The organism is Antarctobacter sp. (assembly GCF_034670325.1).
In the GTDB taxonomy this organism is placed as follows: Bacteria; Pseudomonadota; Alphaproteobacteria; order Rhodobacterales; family Rhodobacteraceae; genus Antarctobacter.
In genome coordinates this window covers 365,655-390,924 of record NZ_JAXMNR010000002.1, presented here as the reverse complement: position 1 = coordinate 390,924, position 25,270 = coordinate 365,655, and the positions used below count along the sequence as shown (strand labels likewise).

Below are 25,270 nucleotides of genomic sequence, written 5' to 3'. Positions count from 1 at the left end.
TCGGGTTGCAATACCGGGGGTCAGAGATGCCGGAACTCAAGCAGATCGAGGTGCGCGGCGCGCGCGAACATAACCTCAAATCCATCGACGTGGATATTCCGCGCGACGAACTGGTTGTGATCACCGGGCTTTCGGGGTCGGGCAAGTCCTCGTTAGCGTTCGACACGATCTACGCCGAGGGCCAGCGCCGCTATGTCGAGTCGCTGAGCGCCTATGCGCGGCAGTTCCTCGACATGATGGAAAAGCCGGATGTGGACCATATCAGCGGCCTGTCCCCCGCCATTTCCATCGAGCAGAAAACGACGTCCAAGAACCCCCGTTCGACCGTTGGCACGGTGACAGAAATCTATGACTACATGCGCCTGCTGTTTGCGCGGGTCGGGACGCCCTACAGCCCCGCCACCGGCTTGCCGATCGAGGCGCAGCAGGTGCAGGACATGGTCGACCGGGTCATGACCATGGAGGAGGGCACTCGCGGTTATCTGCTGGCCCCCATCGTGCGCGACCGCAAAGGCGAATACCGCAAGGAATTCCTTGAACTGCGCAAGCAGGGCTTTCAGCGGGTCAAGGTGAACGGAGAATTCCACGAACTCGACGATCCGCCGACGCTGGACAAGAAATATCGCCATGACATCGACGTGGTCGTCGACCGGATCGTGGTGCGCGAGGGTATGGAAACACGGCTGGCGGATTCGTTTCGCACCGCATTGGATCTGGCCGACGGCATCGCTGTGCTGGAAACCGCGCCGCGCGAGGATGAGGGCGAGCCGGAGCGGATCACCTTTTCCGAGAATTTCTCTTGTCCGGTCAGCGGCTTCACCATCCCGGAGATTGAACCGCGGCTGTTTTCATTCAACGCCCCCTTTGGGGCCTGCCCGGTCTGTGACGGTCTGGGCAAAGAGCTGTTCTTTGATGAACGCCTTGTGGTGCCGGACCAGACGCTAAAGATCAGCGATGGCGCGCTGGCGCCGTGGCGCAAGGGCAAGTCGCCGTATTTTTTGCAGACCATCGAGGCCATCGCCAAACACTATGAGTTCGACAAGAAGGCCCGCTGGAAAGATCTGCCCGCCCATGTGCAGCAGGTGTTCCTGTATGGCTCTGGCGAGGAGGAAATCCCGTTCCGCTATGACGAGGGCGGGCGCATCTATCAGGTCAGCCGCGTGTTTGAGGGGGTGATCCCCAATATGGAGCGCCGCTATCGCGAGACCGACAGCAACTGGATCCGCGAAGAGTTTGAGCGCTATCAGAACAACCGGCCCTGCGGCACCTGCGGCGGCTACCGGCTGCGGGAAGAGGCGCTGGCGGTCAAGATCGCCCAGCAACATGTCGGGCAAGTGGTCGAGATGTCGATCAAACAGGCGTTCGACTGGTGTGAGACCGTGCCCGCCAACCTGACCAAGCAAAAGAACGAGATTGCCCGTGCCATCCTCAAGGAAATTCGTGAACGGCTGGGCTTCCTGAACAATGTCGGACTTGAATACCTGACGCTAAGCCGTTCTTCTGGAACGCTTTCCGGCGGTGAGAGTCAGCGTATCCGGCTGGCTTCGCAGATCGGCTCGGGCCTGACCGGGGTGCTCTATGTGCTGGACGAGCCGTCAATTGGTTTGCACCAGCGGGACAACTCGCGGTTGCTGGAGACGCTCAAGAACCTGCGTGATCAGGGCAATACGGTGATTGTGGTCGAACACGACGAAGAGGCGATCCGCGAGGCGGACTACGTGTTTGATATCGGCCCGGGTGCCGGGGTGCATGGTGGTCGGGTGGTGGCCAAAGGCACGCCCGAAGAGATCCAGAACGACCCGGCCAGCCTGACCGGGCAGTATCTGTCGGGCGCGCGTGAAATTGCAGTGCCGTCTGAGCGGCGCAAGGGAAACCGCAAGAAAATCAAGGTGGTGAAGGCCACGGGCAACAACCTCAAGGAGGTGACGGCCGAGTTCCCGCTGGGCAAGTTTGTCTGCGTGACCGGCGTGTCCGGCGGCGGCAAGTCGACGCTGACGATTGAGACCCTGTTCAAGACCGCCAGCATGGCGCTGAACGGCGCCCGCCAGACGCCCGCGCCCTGCGAAACGATCAAGGGGCTGGAGCATCTGGACAAGGTTATCGACATCGACCAGCGGCCTATCGGGCGGACTCCGCGTTCGAATCCAGCGACTTACACCGGGGCCTTCACCCCGATCCGCGACTGGTTTGCCGGCCTGCCAGAGGCCAAGGCGCGCGGGTACAAGCCGGGGCGGTTTTCGTTCAACGTCAAGGGGGGGCGCTGTGAGGCCTGTCAGGGCGATGGTGTCATTAAGATCGAGATGCACTTTCTACCGGATGTCTACGTCACCTGTGAGACCTGCAAAGGCGCGCGCTACAACCGTGAGACATTGGAAATTCGTTTCAAAGGCAAGAGCATAGCCGACGTTCTTGATATGACGGTTGAAGACGCGCAGGAGTTTTTCAAGGCGGTGCCGTCGATCCGGGACAAGATGGATGCGCTGGCCCGCGTCGGGCTTGGCTATATCAAGGTCGGTCAACAGGCGACCACCCTGTCGGGCGGTGAGGCGCAGCGGGTCAAACTGTCCAAGGAACTGGCGAAACGGTCCACCGGCCGCACGCTGTACATTCTGGATGAGCCGACCACTGGCCTGCACTTTGAAGACGTGCGCAAGCTGTTGGAAGTGTTGCATGAACTGGTGGACGGCGGAAACACGGTTGTGGTGATCGAGCACAATCTGGACGTGGTGAAGACCGCAGATTGGGTCATCGACATCGGCCCCGAAGGCGGCGATGGCGGGGGTGAGATTGTCGCCGTGGGCACGCCGGAACAGGTGGCCGAGGAAGAGCGCTCGCACACCGGGCGGTATCTCAAGCCGATGTTGCAGCCGCGCAAGGTGGCGGCGGAGTAAGGGCGGGGTCTGTCCAGATGCGCGAAAAGGACGCCCGGTTGGTGGCGTCATGGCGAGGCTCTTGGTGGAGCCTCGCCAGAACAATAGTCAGGTCTTTTTGATCTTGCAGGTGTTGATGCCCAACAGGCTATAGGGCGGGCAGGTGCCCATGGCCGCTGTGCCAAGCATCACGATGCCCACCACCAGCAAGAGCCACGACCATCCGCCCGACACCACGAAATAGGCGATGATCGCGACGATGCCGACGATGGCACGGATGAGGCGGTCAGTTTGGCCGACATTTTTAGCAAGCATTTTTACCCCCGGAAAAGGTTGATCCTGAATGAGGCTTTACCTCGCATAAGGGTCCTTGCATATGATCTGGATCAACCGGACCGGGTCAGCGGCTGAGTTGTGACAACGCGCCGATGATGTTCAGGACGGCGCGGGTGTCCGGGTCGATCCGGTAGACCTGATTTTCGACAACCACATAAGAGCGGTCCGGGTTCAGGCCGTAGCGGGTGGGGTCCGTCAGGCGTGCGTGACTGTCGTCGATGCGGTCGCCACGGGTGTAAATGACCGCGTGGTCGCGGGTCTGCTGTTTGCGGTCATGGTTGGTGTGCTTCTTGGCCTGACCCGGCGGCACGCAGGGCACTGCCTTTTTCGCAAGGCCCGGCGGGCAGGTGTCGGCAAGGGCGGGCGCGGCCATGGTGGTTGACAGCAGAGCGGCGGCCATCAGGGTATAGAGGGGCGGACGGGTCATGTCGGATCTCCGGTTTGAGTGCGGTTCCAGATAGAACGCACCAGACCAGAGATCCGTCGCAAGTGGGCTGTGGAGCCGGCGGGACTCCGCCGTCAGCCGCGTCCGCGTTTTTCGAACCGGGGCAGCATGGCCGAAAAGTCGCGGCCCTTGCCGTCTTCTTCCTCGACGAAGCGTCGGTAGAGGTCCATTGCCGCCTGACCCAATGGCGTGTCGGCGTCGGCGTCACTTGCGGCCTGTTGGCTCAGGCGCAGGTCCTTGAGCATCAGATCGGCGGCGAAACCGGGCTGATAATCGTTGTCGGCGGGGCTTTTGGGGCCAACGCCCGGCGCGGGGCAATAGGCGTTCATCGACCAGCTATAGCCCGAAGAGGTGGAGACCACGTCGAACATGGCCTCGCGCGAGAGGCCCAACTTGTCGGCGAGGGCAAAGGCCTCGCAGGTGGCGATCATGGTCACGCCGAGAATCATGTTGTTGCAGATCTTGGCAGCCTGACCGTTGCCCGAGGCACCGCAGTGCACGGCCTTTTGTCCCATGATCTCGAACAGGGGCAGGGCGCGGGCAAAGGCTGCGTCGGTGCCGCCCACCATAAAGGTCAGCGTGCCGCCCGATGCGCCGCCGACGCCGCCGGAGACCGGCGCATCCAGCGCCTCGACGCCCTTGGCGGCGGCCTCTTCGGCCACAACGCGGGCCGAGGCCACGTCGACGGTCGAGCAGTCCAGATGGATCGCGCCCTTATCCATGACCGGCAGGATCTCTGCCGCGACTTTCTGGAGGATCTCGCCGTTGGGCAGCATGGTGATGACGATCTCGGACCCTTGCGCGGCCTCTGCGGCGGTGCCGACCTGTGTCACGCCCTCTGCCTGTGTGCCGGCCACGTCAAAGCCTTTGACGGTGTGACCCGCCTTGGCGAGGTTGGCGGCCATGGGGGCACCCATGTTGCCCAGTCCGATAAAACCGATCTGCATCGTGCTCTCCTTGAAATCGAGGCTGTCCTTGCCCAGCGGCATCAGCATTTTCGAAACGTCGATCAGCGGAACGCTGTCCAGCGCGTGACGCCATTTGGGCGATTTGTCCTTGTCGATAATGGCCGCGCGAATGCCTTCGAGGAAGTCCCCCTGTTCCATGATCCGGTGGCTGACGCGGTATTCCAGTTCCAGCGCCTTGCGGATGGTGAGCGAGGGGGTGCGCAGGCGGTGAATCATCTCCAGCGTGACGGCCATCGACAGCGGCGCGTTGCGGGAGATGGATTTGAGCGCCTTTTGCGCGATCTCGCTGTCGCTGTTGCGCAGGGTGTTGAGAACGTCGCGCAGCGCCTCACCGCCGAAGAGGGCGTCGATCTCGGCCTGTTGCGCCGCCAGCTGGCTGTCGGGGGGCGTGGGCGCGTCGCCCAGTGCGGTGATGTCGCCGGTGTCGATCAGCGCCTGTTTCAACGCGGGCCAGTCTTCGGCAGGGTGATAGCGGTCGGCAAAGCCTGCGTGGATCGCGTCGCCCGGTCCCATGCGCGCGGCGGTGATCCCGAGGTATTCGCCCAAGCGCCCCGGCGCGCGGGCCAGCACATAGGTGCCGCCCACGTCGGGCACAAAGCCGATGCCGACCTCTGGCATGGAGATCTGGGTGTTTTCGCAGACGATCCGGTGCGAGCAATGCCCGCCAAGGCCGACGCCGCCGCCCATGACAAAGCCGTGCAGGAAGCTGACGATGGGTTTGGGATACTCGGCCAGCTTGGCATTCATGCGGTATTCGTCGCGCCAAAAGCGGCGGCCATAGTCGAGGTCGCCCGCCGTGCCGGTGCGGTACATCTCGGCGATGTCGCCACCTGCGCAGAAGGCGCGATCGCCGTCGGCGTCAAGGATCACCAGCGCGATGGCGTCATCTTTGGCCCATGCGTCCAGTGCCTTTTCCGCCGCCAGGCACATATCCCAGGTGAGCGCGTTGAGCGCCTTGGGGCGGGTCAGGGTGATACGGCCAGCGCGGCCTTCGGTGCGGATATGGATATTGGACATGGTGTGGCCTGTCTTGACGTTGCAAGGGGGCTGTCTGCCCCCTCTGGACCTTTGGTCCATTCACCCCCGAGGATATTTTAGGACAGAAGAAACCGGGGGCGCGGCGCGTTGCGAGGTCAGCTTGCCAGCATCTGGCGTGAGATGATCAGGCGCATGATCTCATTGGTGCCTTCGAGGATCTGGTGCACGCGCAGGTCGCGGACGATCTTTTCGACGCCGTAGTCTGCAAGGTAGCCATAGCCGCCAAACATCTGCAAACAGCCGTTGGCCACGTCGAAGGCATTGTCGGTGACCATGAGCTTGGCCATGGCGCAGAACTTGGTGGCGTCGGGCGCGCCGGTATCCAGCTTCCACGCGGCTTGGCGCAGGAAGGTGCGCGAGGCCTGGAGTTTGGTCTCATACTCCGCAAGGCGGAATTGCAGCGCCTGAAACTGGTCGATGGTTTTGCCGAACGCCTTGCGTTCGGACATGTACTGCAACGTCAGGTCGAGCGCGTTCTGGGCGGCCCCCAGCGCGCTGGCCGAGATGTTGAGGCGGCCGCCGTCGAGGCCCGCCATGGCATAGGAAAAGCCGCGGCCCTCTTCGCCGATGATGTTCTCTGCCGGAACCGGGCAATCGTCGAACTGGACTTGGGCGGTGGGCGAGGATTTCCAGCCCATCTTTTGTTCCAGCGCGCCAAAGCTGAGACCCTGTGCGCCGTCCTCGACATAGAAGGTGGAGATGCCTTTGGGGCCGTCCTCACCCGTGCGGCACATGACGACATAGGCGTCCGAATAGCCGCCGCCGGAAATGAACGCCTTGGTGCCGGAGAGGGTGTAACCCTCATTGGTGCGGGTGGCGCGGGTGCGCAGGGCGGCGGCGTCAGAGCCGCTGCCGGGTTCGGTCAGGCAGTAGCTGAGCACCGTTTCCATCGTCAGGACACTGGGCAGGACGCGTGCCTTGAAATCGTCACTGGCGAAACTGTCGATCATACGCGCGCACATATTGTGGATCGACAGGAAGGCCGCGACCGAGGGGCAGGCCATGCTGAGCGCCTCGAACACCAGCGCGGCGTCCAGGCGCGACAGGCCGGAGCCGCCGCTTTCCTCTGAGACGTAGAGCCCGCCAAAGCCAAGCTGCGCGATCTCTGGCCAAAGATCCTTGGGGATGGTGCCTGCGGCCTCCCACTCGCGGGCGAAGGGCGCGATGCGCTCTTGCCCGAAGGCATGGGCCATGTCGAAGATGGCTGTCTGTTCCTCTGAAAGCGCAAAATCCATCGCGGCCTCCTCCCTCGGCTGAAATGAACACTTGTTCAGATTGTCGCGCGAAGGCGCGTGTATTGCAACAGGGGCGGATGCATGTCTGCTTTGCAATTCTGCAAAGCGAACGGGGCGTATTGGTCTGAATGTTTGCGGTAACTCAGGTGTTGGCTCAGGTCTGGCGGATGATGTCCTCGACCCGGGCGAGGCCGATGTCATTGTCGAACTTTGCCTCGGCGGTGGCGCGGGCGGCGCGCGCCATGGCGCTGCGGTCGGGCGTGTCGAGAATCCGGGCGATGCGCGCGGCAAAGCCGTCTTCGTCCCATTCCTGCACCAGCAGCCCGTTGACGCCGTCCTCGACCGCCTCGGGGATGCCGGCGTGGTGGGTCGAGAGGGTGATGCAGCCGCAGGCCAGCGCCTCTTGGATGGCGGTGGGCAGGCCCTCTGTGTTGCCGTTCTTGGCGGTCACCGAATGCTGCAAGAAGACCTCTGTCGTCCGCAGGTGGTCGCGGACCTGATCGTGGGGCAGGGCGCCGGTGAAGGTGACCTGATCGGCCACGCCCAAGGTGGCGGCCAGCGCGCGGCAGTCGTCCAGCAGGGGGCCATCGCCGATAAAGGTCAGATGCGCGTCGCGGCCCTTGGCGGCTTTGGCAAAGGCGCGCAGTGTGATGTGCGGGGCCTTCTTTTCCACCATGCGGCCGACGGCAAGGAAGCTGCCGGGGCGCTTTTCGCCGGGGGTGAAGCGGCGGATATCGACGCCAGAGGGGACGACATGCGCATTTGGGTGACGGATGCCGTGGCGGCCAAGGTTGTCGAGCAGAAACTGACTGACCGAAAACATGCCGGCAAGGCGCGGCATCATCAGGCGGTACGAGCGAATCCGCTGTTTCGAGCCTAGCGCGGCAGAGGCATCGGTGCCGCGCCAATAGGTAAAGACCGGGATACCCATGTCATTGCCCAGCTTCGCCAGAACCAGCGCCTGAGTGCCAAATTCCGCGAGGATGACCTGCACACCCTGTTCGCGCAGGAAAAGCGCCAGTTGGTGTTGGTTGTCGCCAAAGGGCAGGCGAGAGGTGCCGTGGCGGGCCGCGCCGATGGCGGCGGCAAAGGGCGCGCGGAGCTTGTCCATCGGGCTAAGCGGTGCGCGGCGGGTGAAAAGCGGTTTGCCAAAGGGGTCCTTACCGTTGAAGCGGCCGCAGACGACGCAGGTGTCGCCGCCAAACAGGTGTTGAATGTGACGATTTATAAAAGTCTCACCCATCACGAAATAGTCGGAGGTGGCGATGGCGGTTTTCATGGTGTCGGCTCTCCGGGGTGGTCCCGGCGGTCGTAACGCGGGGCGTTGGCGCTGCCAAGGGAAACGCGGCGACCGGCGATAGATCGCGCTTTGCGTGCACTGAATCCGACCAACGGATCATAGATCGGCGTGATATTCGTCAATCAGGTGATGGACGATTGCGCGCATCTGGCCCTCGTGATCTTGGCCCGCTTCCTTTGCTTCGGCGCACACCGCGCGCTGGCGGTCGGCAGAGGTGCCATTTTCGACAATCTCGCGCACGCGGGCGACCTCTGTCAGGCATTTCAGCGCCACGGCGTCTTCTTCGATGAGGTCCATCAGGTCTTCGGCCAGTTGGTCAAAGGGCACGACTTGTGCTGCGCCGAAGTCAATCAGCCCCTCGCTGACGCCGTAACGTTGCGCGCGCCAGCGGTTTTCGCCGATCAGGAACCGGTCATACAGCCGCCAGCGTTGGTTGCGGACGCGCAGACGCCAGAGCATCCGCATCAGGCACTGGATCAGGGCGGCCAGCGTCAGCGCGTGTTCCAGCCGCGGCTGCACGTCCATGATCCGCGCCTCCAGCGTCGGATAGCGGGCCGATGGGCGCAGGTCCCACCAGATGCGGGTGGTGTCCTCGATCGCGCCGGTGTCGACAAGGATCTGGGTGGAGCGTTCAAAGTCCTGCCAACTGTCGAACTGCGGTGGCAGGCCGGTGCGGGGCAGGTTGTCAAAGACCGAGATGCGATAGCTGGCCAGCCCGGTGTCGCGTCCCTGCCAGAACGGCGAGGAGGTCGACAGCGCCAGCAGGTGCGGCAGGAAATAGCTGGCCTGCGCCAAAAGGTCGGCGCGCAGCGGGTCATCCTCCAGCCCGACATGGACGTGCATCCCGCAGATCAGCAGGCGGCGCACCACACCGCCCAGATCGCGGCTGAGCTGGTTATAGCGTTGCTTGTCGGTGTGGTGCTGGTTCTTCCAATCCGCAAGCGGATGGCAGGAGGCGGCAATGGGCGACAGCCCGCGTTCCGCCGCATGGCGCGACACGGCCCCGCGCAGGCGGCGCAGGTCGTCGCGCGCCTCGGCCACGCCGGCGCAGGGCCGGGTGCCGATCTCGACCTGACATTGCAGGAATTCGGGACTGAACTGGCCTTCGAGTTCCGCGGCGCAGGCCTCCATCAGGCCCTCTGGCGCTTCGACCAGCGCGCAGGTGTCGCGGTCAACCAGCAGGTATTCTTCTTCGATGCCGATGCTGAAGGGTGGTTCGGCCATGGTGTCCCCCGCTTTTGGCCAAGAAAAGCAGAGGCTTTGCCGAAAGGGAAGGCGGCAATCCGCCCGTCGGTGCGGCTAACCGGTCTGAGGCGCGTGTGCGAGCGCCGTGTGCAGCGCGTCAAAGCTGCGTTCTGACTGTCGCGCACTCGACAGAGCCTCGGCCTCGTCGCGCAAAATCTCGAACCGGAGGTGCGAGAGCGGTTCAACCACCTGTTGCAGGACCCGCGCCATCCCGAAGGCCACGTCCTGAGGGGCGTAGATGACGCTGCGGGCCTCTTGGCGGAAATGGCGGATGAGGGTCAACGAGCGATGAACGCCGCCGACGATGGCTCGGAAACGCGCGTCCACATCGCTGACTTGGCAAGTGTCGGTAAGCATCACGAATGCCGGGTCAAAATGCGGATGGCCGACATATTCGCGAAACGCCGCGATTGCATCCGGCACGTCAATGATGCCGGACATGCGGAATAATGCGAGCTTTCGATCCGGGTGAACGGAGACTCTTACCGGCATGGTGGATTAATGAGCCTGTATCCCGTGACCGACCGGCGTGGACCGTGTGGCGGCAGTGGGTCGGTCGTTCCCTGAAAACGGACAAAGCCGCGGTGCGTCTGTCGCTGGGTCGGGGCGCACCTGCACGGCGTCTCCGACGATCACACCGAATTTGCCCCGTTTCGTCTGCCGGGTCCATGGCAAAAGCACGGTTTTGGTCTGAAAGACGCATGTCGAGAGGGGGGCGCCGGATACCGGCGCCCCCGAAGATCAGGATCAGTCCATCGCCTTGAAGTTGAACTCGCCACCGTCCTTGATACCCGAGAACCAGCGCGCCGTGACGGTCTTGGTCTTGGTGTAAAAACGGAAGGCGTCGGGGCCGTACTGGTTGAGATCGCCAAAGGCCGATTTCTTCCAGCCGCCGAAGGTGTGGTAGCTGAGCGGAACCGGGATCGGGAAGTTGATGCCGACCATGCCGACATTGACCCGGTGGGCAAAGTCGCGCGCGGTGTCGCCATCGGCGGTGTAGATCGCGGTGCCGTTGCCATAGGGGTTGTCGATCACAAGGTTCAGCGCGTCCTCATAGGTGTCGGCGCGGACCTGCGTCAGCACCGGGCCAAAGATCTCTTCCTTGTAGATGTCCATGTCCGGGGTGACGTTGTCGAACAGCGAGGGGCCACAGAAAAAGCCGTTCTCGTAGCCTTGCAGTTCAAAGCCGCGCCCGTCGATGACCAGATTGGCCCCTTGGTTCACGCCGCTGTCGACCAGACCATCGATGCGCGACTTGGCGGCGGCGGTGATGACCGGGCCGTAGTCCACGTCCGCGCCCGAGGTATAGGGGCCGACCTTGAGCTTTTCGACGCGCGGGATCAGGCGCTCGATCAGACCGTCGGCGGTTTCCTTGCCCACCGGAACAGCGACAGAGATCGCCATGCAGCGTTCGCCAGCGGCCCCGTAACCGGCCCCGACCAGCGCGTCGGCGGCCTTGTCCAGATCGGCGTCGGGCATGATGATCATGTGGTTCTTGGCACCGCCAAAGCACTGGGCGCGCTTGCCGTTGCTGGCGGCACGGCCATAGATGTACTGCGCAATCGGGGTCGAGCCGACAAAGCCCACGGCGGCGACGTCCTCGTTGTCGAGGATCGCATCGACGACGGCCTTGTCACCGTTGACGACCTGCAGAACGCCGTCGGGCAGACCGGCCTCTTGCAGCAGTTCCGCAAGGCGGAGCGCGGTCGAGGGCACACGCTCGGACGGTTTGAGGATCATGGCGTTGCCCGAGGCCAGCGCCGGGGCCATCTTCCACAGCGGGATCATGGCGGGGAAGTTGAAGGGCGTGATGCCCGCAACGACACCCAGCGGCTGACGCATGGAATACAGGTCGATGCCGGGACCGCCGTTGTCGGTGTACTCGCCTTTCAGCATGCTGGGCGCGCCCATGCAGACCTCGACCACCTCAAGGCCACGCTGCACGTCGCCCTTGGCGTCGGGCAGGGTCTTGCCGTGCTCGCGGCTGACCAGTTCGGCCAGTTCGTCCATGTGCTCATTGATCAGGGCGCCGAACTTCATCATCACGCGGGCGCGGCGCTGCGGGTTGGTGGCCCCCCATGCGACCTGCGCCTCGGCGGCCTTGGCCACGGCGTCGTTGAGTTCCTCAACGGACGACAGCGGCGTCTTGGCCTGCACTTCGCCAGTGGCGGGGTTGAAGACGTCCGAAAAACGGCCCGAGCCGCTTTTGACGTGCTGGCCGTTGATCCAGTTTGTGAGTTCGGTCATGGAATCCTCCTGCTTTTCTTGCTGGCGATCCTACTCTTGCAAAAATGCTGTGAACAGGCAGAATGCGGCAAAGGTATTTTGCGTTTTTGCAAAGGGTACACCTTGGACAACTGGGACGACCTGCGAATTTTCCTTGCCGTTGCGCGGGACGAAAGCCTGTCGGCGGCGGGTCGGCGGCTGCGGATGGACGCGGCCACGGTGGGTCGAAGGGTTGCGCGGCTGGAGGAAAGCTTGGGCGCGCCGCTGTTTGCCAAATCTCCGCAGGGGTATGCGCTGACAGAGGCGGGCTCCCGTCTCGTGCGCTTTGCCGAAGAGGCAGAACAGGCGACCAGTCAGGCGTCTGAGGCGCTGGTGGGCCGGGCCGAGGGACTGTCGGGGCAGTTCCGCATCGGCGCGCCGGATGGCTGTGCGAATTTCCTGCTGCCGCAAGTCTGCGCCCGCATCGTCGACCGCAACCCCGATCTGGACGTGCAGATTCTGGCGCAACCGCGGGTGGTCAACCTGAGCCGGCGGGAGGCGGATATGGCGATTTCGGTCTCACCGCCGTCCGGTGGGCGGCTGGTCGTGCAGAAAGTGACTGATTATCGGCTGCATCTTGCCGCAAGTGACGAATACCTTGCACAAAACGCCCCTGTGACGTCCCCCGAAGACCTGAAGGGGCATCGCGTCATCGGCTATATCCCGGACATGATTTTCGACAAGGAACTGGATTACCTGAGTGATCTGGGGCTGGAGCGGGTGCCGTTGGCGTCCAGTTCGGTGGCGGTACAGTTCCACTGGTTGCGGCTGGGGGCGGGGCTGGGGATTGTGCATGACTTTGCCATGCCAACAGCGCCGGGCCTGCAGTTTGTGCTGCGCGATGAGATCTCACTCACCCGCAGTTTTTATCTTGTGCGCCACGCCGATGACCGGCGTCTGGAACGCCAGACCCGGTTTGCCGAGGCGCTGGTGGCGGGAATGCGCGAGGAATTGACCCGGTTGGAGACGCTGGCAGGGCAAGGCGACGCGACAGTCTGACCGCCCCCGGATCAGGCAAGAGCGGCCTGTCGGCGCAGGTTGAGGGGGGCTTAAGACTTTCAACCACTTGACAGGTTGTATCCCGCCAAGCCACGCTGCTGTCACGGCCATGTTACAGGGAGGTCACGCGATGCAGGTACACCAGATCCTTAAGAGCAAGGGCACCGACGGGGTTTATACCGTCTCGCCGAAAACCAAGGTCTCGGAGGCCGCGAAAATCCTGTCCGAGAAACGCATCGGGACGGTGGTTGTGTCCGAGGATGGCGAAACCGCCATGGGGATCCTGTCGGAACGCGATATCGTGCGGGAGCTGGCGTCCAAGGGGGCGACCTGTCTGGACGCGACGGTCGACACCTATATGACCGCCGATCCCTTTACCTGCGCCCGCGAGGATTCCGCCGACGTGATCCTTGCCAAGATGACAGATGGCCGGTTCCGCCACATGCCGGTGGTCGAAGACGGCAAGATGGTCGGTCTGGTCACGCTTGGCGACGTGGTCAAGGCGCGACTGACAGAGCTTTCAGCGGAAAAGGACGCTCTTGAGGACATGATTTCCAACCCCTGGTAAGATGAATTGCCGCGACGCGGCGGATCATGGTTGCAATCCGTGACGCAATATTGTTGCGTGCGATTGGGAAAACCAGAAGGGAAGCTGCAATGCGCGTCGGTCTCTACCCGGGAACCTTCGACCCGATTACACTGGGGCATATTGATATCATCCGGCGCGGTGCGTCGCTGGTGGACCGACTGGTGATCGGCGTGGCCATCAACCGGGACAAGGGGCCACTTTTCTCGCTGGAAGAGCGCGTGGCGATGATCGAGGCGGAATGCCGGGAGTTGTCCGAAGAGACAGGCACGGAAATCGTGGCCCATCCGTTCGAGAACCTGCTGATCAAATGTGCCCATGACGTCGGTGCCCAGATCATCATTCGTGGCCTGCGCGCGGTGGCGGATTTCGAATATGAATTCCAGATGGTCGGCATGAACCGTGTGCTGGATGACAGCGTCGAAACCGTGTTTCTGATGGCAGATGCCCGTCATCAGGCGATTGCCTCCAAGCTGGTCAAGGAAATCGCCCGGCTGGACGGGGATGTGTCCAGTTTCGTCACCCCAGCCGTGAAAAGGGCGCTGGACGACCAGTTCCGGTGAGGGCGGCCCGCGCCCTTGCGCTGGTGGGGGTGTTGGGGTTCGCGGCGTATGCGCTGTATGCGGCGGCGATGGTGGTGCTGCACCCGCGCTATATCTATCCGTTCGGGCAAGACCGCTTTGACAACCCGCGCTATGCGCAGCGTGCGGTTGGCGATGTGCCGGTCTATGTCTTTGATGGCGATGCGGACGCCCCGGTGATCGTCTATTTCATGGGAAATCTGGGGGCGTTGGGCGGTTTCACCGCGATGCTGGATCACCATGCCGAAAAAGGGCGCAGCGTGGTTGCCATGGGCTATCGCGGCGGCGGTGGCCTGCCGGGGCAAAGTTCGGAGTTCAGTCTCAAGGCAGACGCGCGCCGCGTGATCGCCGGATTGGGGGATCTGTTGCCGAACAGTTTCGGACCGGTGATTGTTCAGGGGTATTCACTGGGCACCGGGCTGGCGATGCACGCGGCGGCGCACTCTGACCGGGTGGACGGCGTGATCCTAGCGGCCCCGTATGCGCAAATGTGCGACCTGATGACCGTCGCCGGACGCGTGCCCGCCTGCTATCTGCCGGGCGTTCAAAAGTGGCAAACGCTGAAAGACGTGCCGCAGGTGCGGTCCCCGGTGCTGATCCTGCACGGGGATCGGGACGATCTAGTGCCCTATGCGCAGGGTCTTAAACTGGCCGAAGCGTTGCAGGCGGCGGGGAAGACGGTGGATTTTGTCACTGTGGTGGGGGCGGGCCACGTCGATTTGTTCGGGAGGCCCGACTACATGCAGCCTTTGGATACGTTTATCGAGGCGGCGCGGGATTAACCTGCTGTGCAGGTGAACTGCATCGTGATGTCTTGCGCGGGGAATGTGCGGCGGGTGCTGTAGGGGCCGTTCTGAATCGTTTCGCTGATCATTCTGCGGTTTGACCGATCCGCCTTGATGATCTGATAGGCCCCTTCGCCGCAGCGGTTCGCAGCGGCCAGATCGCACGTGCCGTGGACCGGAACGGTTCCGGTGCCGAACAGCCCCTTTTGGCCCGCAGTGCTGAGGTCGACGGTACAGCGGGTCTGATACAGCGTTTTGCCATTCTGAGAGCCGATAGGCTCACCATCGCCATAGAGGGCCGAAAGGCAGCCAGACAAAAGGACAAGGGCAGGAAAAGTCAAAAGATAACGGTGCATTACACGCTCATATTGGCCAATAGTCCCGCGTGCAGTATCCAATCAGCGGCAGACCGGCAAGGCCGGAAAAGCCGAGGCGCCGCCCCGGTGTTCCGGGTACGGCGCCTTGTCGCAAGGAGCGCGGCGATCTTAGCCGTAGACGGCTTGATGCGCGATGCGACGGATTTCCGAGGGGGCGATATCAAGGTCGCGCGCCACGGCGGAGTCGAGCGATTCGAGTTCGCGGACGGTGGCCCGGAATTGGGCGTGCTTGTTCATACGGTCGCGGATGTCGGTGAAGAGGGTCATGTTTCTGCTCCAGTTCGTGTTTCTGTTAACGCCAACATAGTCATGCTGCAGCGCAGCACAATTGACAGAACTGGATAGTCGCCTTGCGTTTTTTGCAGGTCTTACCTTGCGGAAAGTTAATGGTTTCTTTGACCTTTTGGTTTCCCAGCAACGCAAAAGGCCGCCCGAAGGCGGCCTTTTCCAGTCCCCAAGGACCGGTGTCAGATGAGTTTGCCCATGGCAACGGCGGTGTCGCCCATGCGGTTGGAAAAGCCCCATTCGTTGTCATACCAGGTCAGGATACGGCACATGGTGCCCTCCATGACCTTGGTCTGATCGGTGTGAAAGATCGACGAATGCGGGTCATGGTTGAAGTCGACGGAGACCAGCTTTTTGTCGGTATAGCCCAGCACGCCCTTGAGCGGGCCATCGGCGGCGGCGCGGATCACGGCGTTGATTTCTTCGACCGATGTGTCGCGGGCGGCCTCGAACGTAAGGTCAACGACCGAGACGTTCGGCGTGGGCACGCGGATCGCGACGCCGTCCAGCTTGCCATTGAGTTCCGGCAGCACCAGACCCACGGCCTTGGCCGCGCCAGTAGAGGTGGGGATCATCGACAGGGCCGCAGCGCGGGCGCGATACAGATCCTTGTGCATGGTGTCCAGCGTCGGCTGGTCGCCGGTATAGCTGTGGATCGTGGTCATGAACCCTTTGACGATGCCGATCTCATCGTTGAGCACCTTGACCACCGGCGCGAGGCAGTTGGTGGTGCAGGAGGCGTTGGAGACGATAAGATCCTCGGACGTCAGAACACTGTCGTTTACACCGTAGACGATGGTCTTGTCCGCATCCTTGCCGGGGGCAGAGATCAGAACACGGCTGGCGCCGTTGTCCAGATGCGCCTGACAGGCTTCTTTGGAGGTAAAGATGCCGGTACATTCCAGCACCACGTCCACGTCCGACCACGGCAGGTCGGCAGGATTGCGGATCGCGGTTACGCGGATCGGCCCCCGGCCCACGTCGATGCTGTCGTCGCCATGCGTCACCTCGACCGGGAACCGGCCATGCACGCTGTCGTATTGCAGGAGATGCGCGTTGGTTTCGACCGGGCCGAGATCGTTGATGGCAATCACCTCGATGTCGGTGCGGCCGGATTCGATGATGGCGCGCAGGACATTGCGTCCGATGCGGCCGAAGCCATTGATGGCGACTTTGACGGTCATGGGGAGGGTCCCTTTTGTGTCGTGGGGCAGATACGGATGAAATAAGCTTTGTTAACGCTAACAATCACCTGAGCGTTGCAAAGTCAACCCGGGTGACCCCTGCAAGCTTAGCGCCAGAAGGCCAGCCAGTCGATCAGGACAAAGAACTTTCGCCCGAGAAACAGCAGGTTGCCGCCATCATTCAGGGATGCGTCCGCGACAATCGCGCCCACAAGAAGAAGCCCGATGATAATGGCAAGCCGGTTGGTCATGACGCGTGGGCCTTTGCTGCGGGTCTTCGCGTCCAGTCATGCCAGAGCGCGCGGGCCATGTCACGCCGGGCTATGTTACTTTGATGTCCTGTGAGGGCGCCGCCATGAGTTCCTCTATGAAGAGTGCAAGAAAGGCGCCGCGCCCGCTGACCTCGGCCTTGCGGTAGATGGCGCTGAGATGGGCCTTGACCGTGCCGTCAGCATTGCCGCGCAGCTGGGCGATCTCGGGGATGGCGAGACCCTTGAGCGTCAGCATGGCCACGTCCTGTTCCGAGGGCGTCAGATGCCACGTCTCGAAATGTTGGGCGACGATTTCATGAAAGGCCCCGGCGGCGAGGCCCAACTGCTGCTTCAGATGAGCCTCGCGGCGCAGTAAGGTCATCAAAACGCGGCTTTCGAACACGACCGCCGCGATCAGCCCGAGGGCGGCGATGCTCTCGACCATGAAATGCCAATGGGTGAACGGCGGCCAGCCAAGGTCTATCCCGTCGCTCAGCACATCCAGCAGGAAAAAGGCCGCGCAGGCGCTCTGCGCGGCGATCAGGAACACAAGGGGCAGGGGCGTCTTGCCGGTCATGGCTCCAGTCGTACCGTGTCGGGCACGCGTTTGACACCTGTCACCATGGCGCGGGGCAGGTTGATCCCGCTGCGTCGGCTTTCCCAGAACACCGCGATGATATGGGCCACGACCGAGATTTCGGCCCATGTGACCAGTACCTCATGTGTCTCCTCCACCCATTCGACGCCCCAGTAGGCGGTTGTGGTCATCATGTAGCCCGTCGCGACAATCCCGGAGAGGGTGGCCAGCAGGTTGAAAATCATCAACGCGCCCAGCGGCGAATGGCCAAGGTGGGCGGATTTTCGGCCCGATGCCATGTCGGTCAACTGCCCGGTGAGACTGTCAGCGGTGGGCGCAAAGCTAGCAAAGCGGGCGGCGCGCGGGCCAACCATCCCCCAGATCAGGCGCAGGGTGATCAGCCCGCCGATGGCGTAGCCGACCCATTCATGGGGGGTGCCTTCGGGGTCGGTGAGGGCGGCATTGGCAAAGAAAAGGACTGCGAGGCTCCAGTGAAACAGGCGCAACAGCGGGTCCCAGATTCGGTGATCGGTCATGTCGGGTCTCCTGAAGGCGCACCGGACCCCGGGCCGCCGAGGTCCGGTGCAGCGCGGGTCACTTGTCGGTCTTGGTGCGGGTGATGTTCAGCTCGGCGTCAAGGTAGAGTTCCAACCTCTGTCCGTCCTTGAGGGCGTAGACCTCGATCAATCCGTCTTCGGTGTCGATCCGGCGCACGTCATAGCCCTGCTCTGTCAGCAGTTTGGTGATCTCGGCCTTGCGCGCTTTGTCGATCTTTCCGTATGCGCCGTCCGAGGCGGCGGCGGGCAGGGCGATCAGTCCGACAAGGGCGGCGGCGATAAGGGTACGGGTCATGAAGACTCTCCTGTTGCGGCGTCCCGCGGAATTGCGGGCCGTGGTCAGGAGATGCGCCCGGTCGGACCAATGCGGTATTGGCCGAAAGCAGGGGGGCGGGTCGTTTATGACTTTGGTTTAGGCCGGTTTGGCAAGCCGATACGCCAAGGGCCCTCGCCTTAGCGCGCTTTAGCGGCCAGAACGAACAGGCCCGCAATCGCGGCCGAGGCAAAGACATTGTAATTGGCCATCGACAGACCGAACAACTCCCACGGGATCTGGTCGCAGGGCACCATCGGAGCGTTCATGATGGCCTCCAGCGCCTCGGCCGGTGTCAGCCCCTCGATCGAGGGCGCGGTGCAGCTTTTCAACCCGTCCCACCATTTGCGTTCCACCCCGCTGTGGAAGACACCGACCAGTGAACTGGATAGCGCCGCCAGCGCGCCCAGACCCAGCAGGATGCGCGAGGGGATCAGCAGGGCAATGGCCCCGAACCCCAGCGCGCCGAAATGGCCGTAGCGTTGCCAGTAGCACAACTGGCAGGGTGGCAAACCGCGGAAATACTGGAAGTAGAGCGCGCCCAGCAGCAACCCGGCGGAACCGGCAAGCGCAAGCAAGGTATAGGTGCGGCGGGTCATGGTGGTCTCCGGTGTCAGATGTACTTGAGCAGGACAAACCCGCCAACAAGCAGGATCACGAAGGCAGTAAAGACTAGGCCAAGGTATTTCTCGATAAACGCGCGAACCGGCGTGCCGAAGAATCGCAACAGGCCCGCAACCACGAAAAACCGCAGGCTGCGCGCCACGATGGAGGTGATGATGAAGGTGCCCAGCGGCATCGCCGTCCAGCCCGACATGATGGTGATGACCTTGTAGGGGAAGGGGGTCACCCCGGCGATCAGCACCGCCCAGAACCCGACATCGTTGAACTTGGCGTTGAAGTCGGCCATCTTGTCGGCCTTTCCAAGGCTTTCGAGGATCGGCTGTCCCAGGCTTTCGTAGAAGAAATAGCCGATGCCATAGCCGAACATCCCGCCCACGACCGAAGAGACCGTCGCCACCAGCGCGATCAGCCATGCCCGGCGCGGCGCGGCCAGCACCATCGGGATCATCAGCACGTCCGGTGGAATCGGAAAAACCGAGCTTTCGATAAAGGCGACCCCGGCCAGAACCCAAAGAGCATAGGGGCTTTCGGCCTGGGCCATGGTCCAGTCATATAGGCGGCGCAGCATGTGGCACTCCGTTTGGCGGTCGCGGACCTCAGAGCATGGGCCGGACGGGGCGTCAAGCGCGTGATATCCCCCCTTTACGAGGCGCGGCGACGGCGATACATACCGGTTCTGGGCCCAAGTGGCGGAACGGTAGACGCAGGGGATTCAAAATCCCCCGCCGCAAGGCGTGTGGGTTCGATTCCCACCTTGGGCACCATATTTCAGGCTATCTATTTGGGACGCCTCAGCTTTCTCTCGGAGAAAGGCGAGCGCCGTTTACCGCGAAGGTCAATACTGCCGCCTGTTTGAGTCGCGAAGGTCGGTGTTTATTGATTCAGCGCGCGCAAGCCGAAGGATCTTCAACACCACGTTACATGACCGAAAATCAGCCACGTGTTGCGCCGGTGGTCGTTGCTTGTTGCATCCTTGCGGGCAGGCGGAGGCTCACCAAAACACGACGCCTATTGGTCCCAAATCGGGCAGATTTAGGGGTGTAACGCGGCTTCAGCGGTTTGTTGGGGAAGCTTATCGGCCCAGCAAAATGCGCGGGATTAATCCGTTCCGACCTCTGCGCAACAAGACCCGGGCGGTCCCCAATCCTAGAGCTGCCTTCTGGCGGAGCCCATGTCGGCGCGGCCCCGCCACTTTAGACCGATATCCTGTTAGGGACGTTCCCCCGAGTATTGAGGACAACACTCGGGGGAGCTTAGCGGACCGAATTGATCGAACTTTCCAGCAGGTGCCGGGTGTAGGGGTCCTTGGCCTCAAGCCTCCGCATCTCATCGACGGCCAGCACCTCGACAAAGCGGCCTTCTTTCATCACCCCGATGCGTTCGCAAAGATGCCCCACCACACCCAAATCATGCGACACCATCACATAGGTCAACTTATGTTCGTGGCGCAGGTCCGTCAGCAGGTTCAGGATTTCGGCCTGCACCGAGACATCCAGCGCGGAGGTGGGCTCATCCAGCAGCAGGATCGACGGATCACAGGCCAAGGCGCGGGCAATGGCGACACGCTGCCGTTGCCCCCCTGACAATTGGTGCGGATAGCGAAAGCGAAACCCCGCCCCAAGTCCCACGTCGTCCAGCAGTCGCCCGATACGTTTGTCGATGTCCTGAACGCCGTGCAGGCCCATCGCCTCTGACAGGACGCGGTCAACCGTCTGACGCGGATGCAGCGAGGCGTAGGGGTCCTGAAAAACCATCTGAACCTTGCGGTAAAACGCCTTGCTGCGGCGCACGCCAAGGGCCTCTCCGTCGACGGTCATGTCCCCGGACCATGTTGGCACCAGTCCGGCGATGGCCCGCAGGATCGTCGATTTGCCAGAGCCGCTTTCGCCCACAAGGCCAAAGCTTTCGCCGTCGGCCACCTGAAAACTGACCTCCTTGACGGCCATGGATCGCTCTGCGCCAGAGCCGAACCAGACGTCGAGATTGCGGATGTCGATGGCGCTCATTGGCGGGCACTCACGGATGGGGCCTCACGCCATGCCGGGTCGCGTTGCAGCACCTCCAGCCGGTCGCGGGGATGTTCCAGATCGGGAACAGAATTCAGCAGGCCCAGCGTGTAGGGGTGTTTCGCGTTTCGCAACTCGCTGGCCCTGCAGGTCTCGACGATGCGACCGGCGTACATGATGGCAATGCGGTCACAGAACTTGGCGACAAGGTTCAGGTCATGGCTGATGAACATCAACCCCATACCCCGGTCGCGCACCAGCTTGTCCATGATATCCAGAACCTGCAATTGCACCGAGACATCCAGCGCCGAGGTTGGTTCATCCGCGATGAGGATTTCGGGGTTCGGCAGCAGCATCATGGCGATCATGATGCGCTGGCCCATGCCGCCGGATACCTCATGGGGATAGAGGTCAAAGACCCGTTCGGGTTCGCGGATGGCGACCTCATCCAGCACCTCGATGGCGCGTTTGCGGGCTTCGCTGCGCGACATGGGGTCATGGGCGCGCAATGCCTCGACCAGTTGCTGGCCCACACTCATCACCGGGTTCAGCGAGAACTTGGGGTCCTGCATGACCATCGACACGCGCCCGCCACGCAGTTTCCGCATCCGCTTTTCGGAGACCGACAAAATGTCCTCGCCGTGTATCTCCAGCTTGTCGGCTTCGATCATTCCGGGGGGGCGGATCAGGCGCAGCACGGCCCGGCCCGTCATCGACTTGCCCGATCCGCTTTCACCGACAATGCCCAGACGCTCACGGCCCAGGGTAAAGGAAATTCCGCGCACCGCGTCAAAGATACCTGACCGGGTGCGGAACCGGACCCAAAGGTTCTCGACATCCAGAAGAGGGGTTTGATCGGTCATGCGTCGCCTTCCTTGGGGTCCAACACGTCGCGCAGCCCATCGCCCAGTAGGTTGAAGGCAAGGCTGATCGCAAAGATCGCGATGCCGGGGATAGTGGCAACCCACCAGTAGTCGAGGATGTACTTGCGCCCTTCAGAGATCATCGCGCCCCATTCCGGGCTGGGCGGTTGCGCGCCAAGGCCCAGAAAGCCCAGACCCGCCGCCGTAAGGATGATGCCCGCCATGTCCAGCGTCACCCGGATCACCAGCGACGAGATGCACAGCGGCCAGATGTGGCGCGTGACGATGCGCAGCGGTCCGGCTCCTTGCAGGCGGATTGCGTGAATGTAGTCCGAGTTGCGGATAGTCAGCGTTTCTGCCCGCGCGATCCGCGCATAGGGTGGCCACGCGGTCAGCGAGATCGCCAGCACGGCGTTTTCAATGCCCGCCCCCAGCGCCGCCACAAAGGCCAGCGCCAGAATGAGCCGCGGAAACGCGAGAAAGATATCGGTGACCCGCATCAGCAACACGTCCACCCAGCCCCCGGCATAGCCGGAGACGGTGCCGACGATCAGCCCGACAAGCGGGGCGACCATAACCACCAGCAGCACGATATAGATCGAGATACGCGCGCCGTATAACAGCCGCGAGTACAGATCCCGCCCCAAACTGTCAGTGCCAAGGAGATGCCCGTTATCACCCGGCGCAAGCAGGCGTTGCCCCAGATCCTGTGCAAACGGATCATGGCTGGCCAGCAGCGGTGCAAAGACCGCCGCCAAGATCAGGAACGCCAGAACGGCCAATCCAAACATCGCCAGAGTGTTCGATCGAAACGTCAGCCAGCCCTTGTACCATGAGGCAAACCGGGCCTGTCGGCGCGAGCTTGGCTCTTCTGACAGCAGCCAGCTGCGCAGTCCTTGTGTGTTGGTCATTTGGACCTCGGATCGAAGAAGCGGTAGAGCAGGTCGGAAAAGATGTTGATCCCCACGAAAATGGTGCCGATCACGATGGTGCCGCCAAGGACAGAGTTCATGTCGTTGGCCAGCAGCGAGGTCGTGATGTATTGCCCCAGACCGGGCCAGGCAAAGATGATCTCTGTCAGCACGGATCCTTCCAGCAGGTTGGCATAGGCCAGTGCAATCACGGTTATCAGCTGGATTCGGATATTCCGGAACGCGTGGCCCCAGACCACTTGCCATTCGCTCAGGCCCTTGACCCGTGCAGTGGTGACGTATTCCGTCCCCAGCTGTTCCAGCATGAAGGACCGCGTCATCCGGCTGATGTAGGCAAGGCTGTAGTAGCCCAGCAATGAGGCGGGCAGGATGATGTGCGAAAAGGCATCCTTGAAGACTGTCCATTCGCCGCGCAGTGCGCTGTCCACCAGCAACATGCCGGTGATCGGCTCGACGATCCCCTGATAGAAAATGCCTAACCGTCCGGGACCCGCGACCCAACCGAGGATGCCGTAGAACACGAGCAGTCCGACAAGGCCCAGCCAGAAGATGGGCATGGAGTAGCCGATCAGCCCGACAAAGCGCGCCAGTTGGTCGATCCAGCTGCCACGCCGGACAGCGGCCAACACCCCCAGAGGCACGCCCAGAACCACGCCAAAGATGGTGCCCAGCGTTGCCAGTTCCAGCGTCGCGGGAAACACCCGTGCGATGTCGGTCGTGACCTCTTGGCCCGTGCGGATTGACTTGCCAAAGTCGCCATGCAGGATGTCGTTCACGTAGATCCCGAATTGCACCAGCAACGGCTGATCAAGCCCGAGATCGATAAAGGTCTGGTCGTATTGTTCCTGTGTCGCCCGTTCGCCGATCACGGCGAGCACCGGGTCGATCGGCATCACCCGGCCGATCATGAACGTCACGAAGAGAAGGCCGAGGATTGTCGCTGCCACGGTCGCAACAGTGGCAAGCGTCTTTCTCAGCCACGGAGGGAAGGACGGCATCTGCCGTCCTTCGCCACGAGCTTGGGTATCGGTCATTTACTTTGTGATGACCCAGTAAGAGACCGCCGTCGTCGCGCCACCGGCGACAAAGTTCTCGACGCTGGCGCCCATGCCGTTCTGTTCGATCTGCTGGAACATCACGCCAAAGGGGCTGACCTTTTGATGTTCCGCCTGCAGGGACAGATACATGTCACGCCGTTTGTCGGTATCGTTCTCGACCACCGCGGCAAGGGTCTGTTCGCTCATTTCCGGGATACCCCACGCGTTGCGCCATGCCAGAAGACCGGTGGCACCCGCAGCGTCTGAGTTGTCGGGATTGAACGCAAAGGTACCTGCGTTGGTGTTCGGGTCCGGATAATCCGGGCCCCATGCGCCAAGGTAGATGTCATGCTCGCGCGCACGGTAGCGATCCAGCGTCTGCGCGCCGGTGCCGACGATCAGTTCGATATCGCAGCCCAGCATCCCCCATGTGTTTTGCAACGACTGCGCGATATCCAGACGTTCCTGTGCGTCGCGGACAGAAATCTTGATCGGTCCGCAGTCGGGGTAGCCGGATTCCGCCAGCGCTGCCTTGGCGGCCTCGATGTCATAGGAGAACGGCTTGGTCTCCAGCGCGCCGAGGAACGTCAGCGGCAGGAACGCCTGATGAACGGTGTACTGCCCCTTGAGGAAAGAACCCGACATGCCCTCGTAGTCGGTGGCCAGCTTCAGTGCCTCGATCACCTTGGGGTCGGACAGCATCGCGTTTTTCTGGTTGGCCGAGAAATACATCAGGCGCCCGCGCAGTTCGTCTACGATCTTGACACTGTCGATCTTTTCCAGACCGGCCACATCCTCGGGTGACAGGTTGCGCGCCACGTCGATGTCGCCGCGTTCCAGCTGCAGGCGTTGGGTCGCGCTTTCCTGAATGTGCTGGACGATCACCCGTTCCATCGCGGGCTTTGCGCCGTTGTAGTTCGGGTTCAGGTCCATCAGGACGCTTTCATTCGGCTTCCAGGAGACAACCTTGTAGGGGCCGGAACCGGCGGTGTTGGTGCGCAGCCAGCCGTTGCCCATGTCGCCGTCGACCTCATTGGCCATCGCGGTCTTCATGTCGACGATCCCGCCGATGGTGGCGGTCAGGCAGTTCAGGACAAAGGACACGGCGTAGGGCTTGTCCAGCGTCAGCACCAACGTCTTGTCATCCGGCGCGACGATGGTCTGTTCCACGTTCTCGGCGGTAAAGCCGAACTGCGTCAGGATAAACGCCGGTGTCTTGTTCAGCAGCACCGCACGACGCAGCGAGAACTCTGCATCCTTGGCGGTTACCGGATTGCCCGAGGCAAACACATTCCCGTCGGCCATGGTAAAGGTGATGGTCTTGCCGTCGTCGGAAATTGTCCAGCTTTCGGCCAGATCGGGCTGATACCCGGCATCAAGGTCCAGCGGATCGAAATTCACCAGCTTGTTGTAGACGTTCCGGCTGACGTCCGCGCCCGCGAACTCAAAGCTTTCAGCCGGGTCAAAGGTTTTGATGTCGTCGATCCGGTTGGCGATCACCAGCATGTTCGGCGGCGTTTCTGCCATGACCGGCGCGGCAACGCCCGCTGACAGCATCGCGGTCACCACCGCTGCTACAAATGACTTTTTCATTGTTTAACTCCCTGTTTG

Annotated in this window: 27 protein-coding genes and 1 tRNA gene; 6 read left to right on the top strand and 22 right to left on the bottom strand. The window is 62.2% G+C overall.

Going from position 1 to position 25,270, the window contains the following annotated elements:
- Positions 1 to 26: 26 nt before the first annotated feature.
- Positions 27 to 2,891, top strand: coding sequence for an excinuclease ABC subunit UvrA (gene uvrA, locus VOI21_RS07050; RefSeq protein WP_323769081.1), 2,865 nt, complete (start codon positions 27 to 29; stop codon positions 2,889 to 2,891).
- Positions 2,892 to 2,978: 87 nt separating this feature from the next.
- Here uvrA and VOI21_RS07045 read toward each other — a convergent pair whose 3' ends face one another.
- The 8 genes from VOI21_RS07045 to VOI21_RS07010 form a co-directional block, all read right to left on the bottom strand.
- Positions 2,979 to 3,185 (bottom strand): DUF2892 domain-containing protein, encoded by a 207-nt coding sequence (locus tag VOI21_RS07045; protein ID WP_323769080.1) that lies wholly within the window; start codon positions 3,183 to 3,185, stop codon positions 2,979 to 2,981.
- A gap of 85 nt (positions 3,186 to 3,270) precedes the next feature.
- Positions 3,271 to 3,633: an excinuclease ABC subunit A gene (locus VOI21_RS07040; RefSeq protein WP_323769079.1), complete on the bottom strand. Its 363-nt coding sequence runs from the start codon at positions 3,631 to 3,633 to the stop codon at positions 3,271 to 3,273.
- 92 nt (positions 3,634 to 3,725) lie between these two features.
- Positions 3,726 to 5,636, bottom strand: a complete 1,911-nt coding sequence (mmsB, locus tag VOI21_RS07035) for a 3-hydroxyisobutyrate dehydrogenase (RefSeq protein WP_323769078.1) — start codon at positions 5,634 to 5,636, stop codon at positions 3,726 to 3,728.
- Positions 5,637 to 5,752: 116 nt separating this feature from the next.
- Positions 5,753 to 6,892, bottom strand: a complete 1,140-nt coding sequence (locus VOI21_RS07030; RefSeq protein WP_323769077.1) for an acyl-CoA dehydrogenase family protein — start codon at positions 6,890 to 6,892, stop codon at positions 5,753 to 5,755.
- Between the two features lie 154 nt (positions 6,893 to 7,046).
- Positions 7,047 to 8,171, bottom strand: a complete 1,125-nt coding sequence (locus tag VOI21_RS07025; RefSeq protein WP_323769076.1) for a glycosyltransferase — start codon at positions 8,169 to 8,171, stop codon at positions 7,047 to 7,049.
- Between the two features lie 117 nt (positions 8,172 to 8,288).
- Positions 8,289 to 9,416: a carboxylate-amine ligase gene (locus VOI21_RS07020; protein WP_323769075.1), complete on the bottom strand. Its 1,128-nt coding sequence runs from the start codon at positions 9,414 to 9,416 to the stop codon at positions 8,289 to 8,291.
- Between the two features lie 75 nt (positions 9,417 to 9,491).
- Positions 9,492 to 9,878 (bottom strand): hypothetical protein, encoded by a 387-nt coding sequence (locus VOI21_RS07015; RefSeq protein ID WP_323769074.1) that lies wholly within the window; start codon positions 9,876 to 9,878, stop codon positions 9,492 to 9,494.
- Between the two features lie 306 nt (positions 9,879 to 10,184).
- Positions 10,185 to 11,684, bottom strand: a complete 1,500-nt coding sequence (locus VOI21_RS07010) for a CoA-acylating methylmalonate-semialdehyde dehydrogenase (RefSeq protein ID WP_323769073.1) — start codon at positions 11,682 to 11,684, stop codon at positions 10,185 to 10,187.
- Positions 11,685 to 11,786: 102 nt separating this feature from the next.
- On the opposite strand from VOI21_RS07010, the gene VOI21_RS07005 reads away from it, so the two are divergent.
- From VOI21_RS07005 to VOI21_RS06990, 4 genes are all read left to right on the top strand, one after another.
- Positions 11,787 to 12,701, top strand: coding sequence for a LysR family transcriptional regulator (locus VOI21_RS07005; RefSeq protein ID WP_323769072.1), 915 nt, complete (start codon positions 11,787 to 11,789; stop codon positions 12,699 to 12,701).
- A gap of 130 nt (positions 12,702 to 12,831) precedes the next feature.
- Positions 12,832 to 13,269, top strand: coding sequence for a CBS domain-containing protein (locus tag VOI21_RS07000; protein ID WP_323769071.1), 438 nt, complete (start codon positions 12,832 to 12,834; stop codon positions 13,267 to 13,269).
- A gap of 89 nt (positions 13,270 to 13,358) precedes the next feature.
- Positions 13,359 to 13,850, top strand: coding sequence for a pantetheine-phosphate adenylyltransferase (gene coaD, locus VOI21_RS06995; RefSeq protein ID WP_323769070.1), 492 nt, complete (start codon positions 13,359 to 13,361; stop codon positions 13,848 to 13,850).
- Positions 13,847 to 14,650, top strand: a complete 804-nt coding sequence (locus VOI21_RS06990) for an alpha/beta hydrolase (RefSeq protein WP_323769069.1) — start codon at positions 13,847 to 13,849, stop codon at positions 14,648 to 14,650. Before coaD ends, VOI21_RS06990 begins: the two co-directional genes overlap by 4 nt.
- Here VOI21_RS06990 and VOI21_RS06985 read toward each other — a convergent pair.
- The 9 genes from VOI21_RS06985 to VOI21_RS06945 all read right to left on the bottom strand — a co-directional run bounded on the left by VOI21_RS06985 (position 14,647) and on the right by VOI21_RS06945 (position 19,389).
- Positions 14,647 to 15,009, bottom strand: a complete 363-nt coding sequence (locus VOI21_RS06985) for a hypothetical protein (RefSeq protein WP_323769068.1) — start codon at positions 15,007 to 15,009, stop codon at positions 14,647 to 14,649. The genes VOI21_RS06990 and VOI21_RS06985 overlap by 4 nt on opposite strands.
- Before the next feature lie 129 nt (positions 15,010 to 15,138).
- The gene (locus tag VOI21_RS06980; RefSeq protein ID WP_323769067.1) at positions 15,139 to 15,297 is read right to left on the bottom strand and encodes a hypothetical protein; all 159 of its coding nucleotides are present in this window, start codon (positions 15,295 to 15,297) and stop codon (positions 15,139 to 15,141) included.
- A 200-nt stretch (positions 15,298 to 15,497) separates the two neighbouring features.
- Entirely contained in the window at positions 15,498 to 16,499 is a 1,002-nt protein-coding gene (gene gap / locus VOI21_RS06975) for a type I glyceraldehyde-3-phosphate dehydrogenase (RefSeq protein ID WP_323769066.1), read from the bottom strand.
- A 107-nt stretch (positions 16,500 to 16,606) separates the two neighbouring features.
- Positions 16,607 to 16,750, bottom strand: coding sequence for a glyceraldehyde-3-phosphate dehydrogenase (locus tag VOI21_RS06970; protein ID WP_323769065.1), 144 nt, complete (start codon positions 16,748 to 16,750; stop codon positions 16,607 to 16,609).
- Positions 16,751 to 16,820: 70 nt separating this feature from the next.
- Positions 16,821 to 17,327 (bottom strand): helix-turn-helix transcriptional regulator, encoded by a 507-nt coding sequence (locus tag VOI21_RS06965; protein WP_323769064.1) that lies wholly within the window; start codon positions 17,325 to 17,327, stop codon positions 16,821 to 16,823.
- Complete coding sequence (locus VOI21_RS06960; RefSeq protein ID WP_323769063.1) at positions 17,324 to 17,863, bottom strand: cytochrome b/b6 domain-containing protein; 540 nt, start codon at positions 17,861 to 17,863, stop codon at positions 17,324 to 17,326. Before VOI21_RS06960 ends, VOI21_RS06965 begins: the two co-directional genes overlap by 4 nt.
- Positions 17,864 to 17,921: 58 nt before the next feature.
- The gene (locus tag VOI21_RS06955) at positions 17,922 to 18,179 is read right to left on the bottom strand and encodes a PepSY domain-containing protein (protein WP_323769062.1); all 258 of its coding nucleotides are present in this window, start codon (positions 18,177 to 18,179) and stop codon (positions 17,922 to 17,924) included.
- Between the two features lie 158 nt (positions 18,180 to 18,337).
- Positions 18,338 to 18,796 (bottom strand): disulfide bond formation protein B, encoded by a 459-nt coding sequence (locus tag VOI21_RS06950; protein ID WP_323769061.1) that lies wholly within the window; start codon positions 18,794 to 18,796, stop codon positions 18,338 to 18,340.
- Between the two features lie 14 nt (positions 18,797 to 18,810).
- Entirely contained in the window at positions 18,811 to 19,389 is a 579-nt protein-coding gene (locus VOI21_RS06945) for a YqaA family protein (RefSeq protein WP_323769060.1), read from the bottom strand.
- Between the two features lie 112 nt (positions 19,390 to 19,501).
- On the opposite strand from VOI21_RS06945, the gene VOI21_RS06940 reads away from it, so the two are divergent.
- Positions 19,502 to 19,585, top strand: a tRNA-Leu gene (locus VOI21_RS06940).
- Between the two features lie 489 nt (positions 19,586 to 20,074).
- On the opposite strand, the gene VOI21_RS06935 is transcribed toward VOI21_RS06940, so the two are convergent.
- The 5 genes from VOI21_RS06935 to VOI21_RS06915 are packed head-to-tail and all read right to left on the bottom strand — an operon-like array spanning position 20,075 to position 25,252.
- Positions 20,075 to 20,827 (bottom strand): ABC transporter ATP-binding protein, encoded by a 753-nt coding sequence (locus tag VOI21_RS06935; RefSeq protein WP_323769059.1) that lies wholly within the window; start codon positions 20,825 to 20,827, stop codon positions 20,075 to 20,077.
- The gene (locus tag VOI21_RS06930; protein WP_323769058.1) at positions 20,824 to 21,690 is read right to left on the bottom strand and encodes an ABC transporter ATP-binding protein; all 867 of its coding nucleotides are present in this window, start codon (positions 21,688 to 21,690) and stop codon (positions 20,824 to 20,826) included. Before VOI21_RS06930 ends, VOI21_RS06935 begins: the two co-directional genes overlap by 4 nt.
- The gene (locus VOI21_RS06925) at positions 21,687 to 22,601 is read right to left on the bottom strand and encodes an ABC transporter permease (protein WP_323769057.1); all 915 of its coding nucleotides are present in this window, start codon (positions 22,599 to 22,601) and stop codon (positions 21,687 to 21,689) included. The genes VOI21_RS06930 and VOI21_RS06925 overlap by 4 nt, the downstream gene beginning before the upstream one ends.
- Complete coding sequence (locus tag VOI21_RS06920) at positions 22,598 to 23,656, bottom strand: ABC transporter permease (protein ID WP_416358961.1); 1,059 nt, start codon at positions 23,654 to 23,656, stop codon at positions 22,598 to 22,600. The genes VOI21_RS06925 and VOI21_RS06920 overlap by 4 nt, the downstream gene beginning before the upstream one ends.
- Entirely contained in the window at positions 23,657 to 25,252 is a 1,596-nt protein-coding gene (locus tag VOI21_RS06915) for an ABC transporter substrate-binding protein (protein ID WP_323769056.1), read from the bottom strand. It lies immediately after the preceding gene.
- Between the last annotated feature and the right edge of the window lie 18 nt (positions 25,253 to 25,270).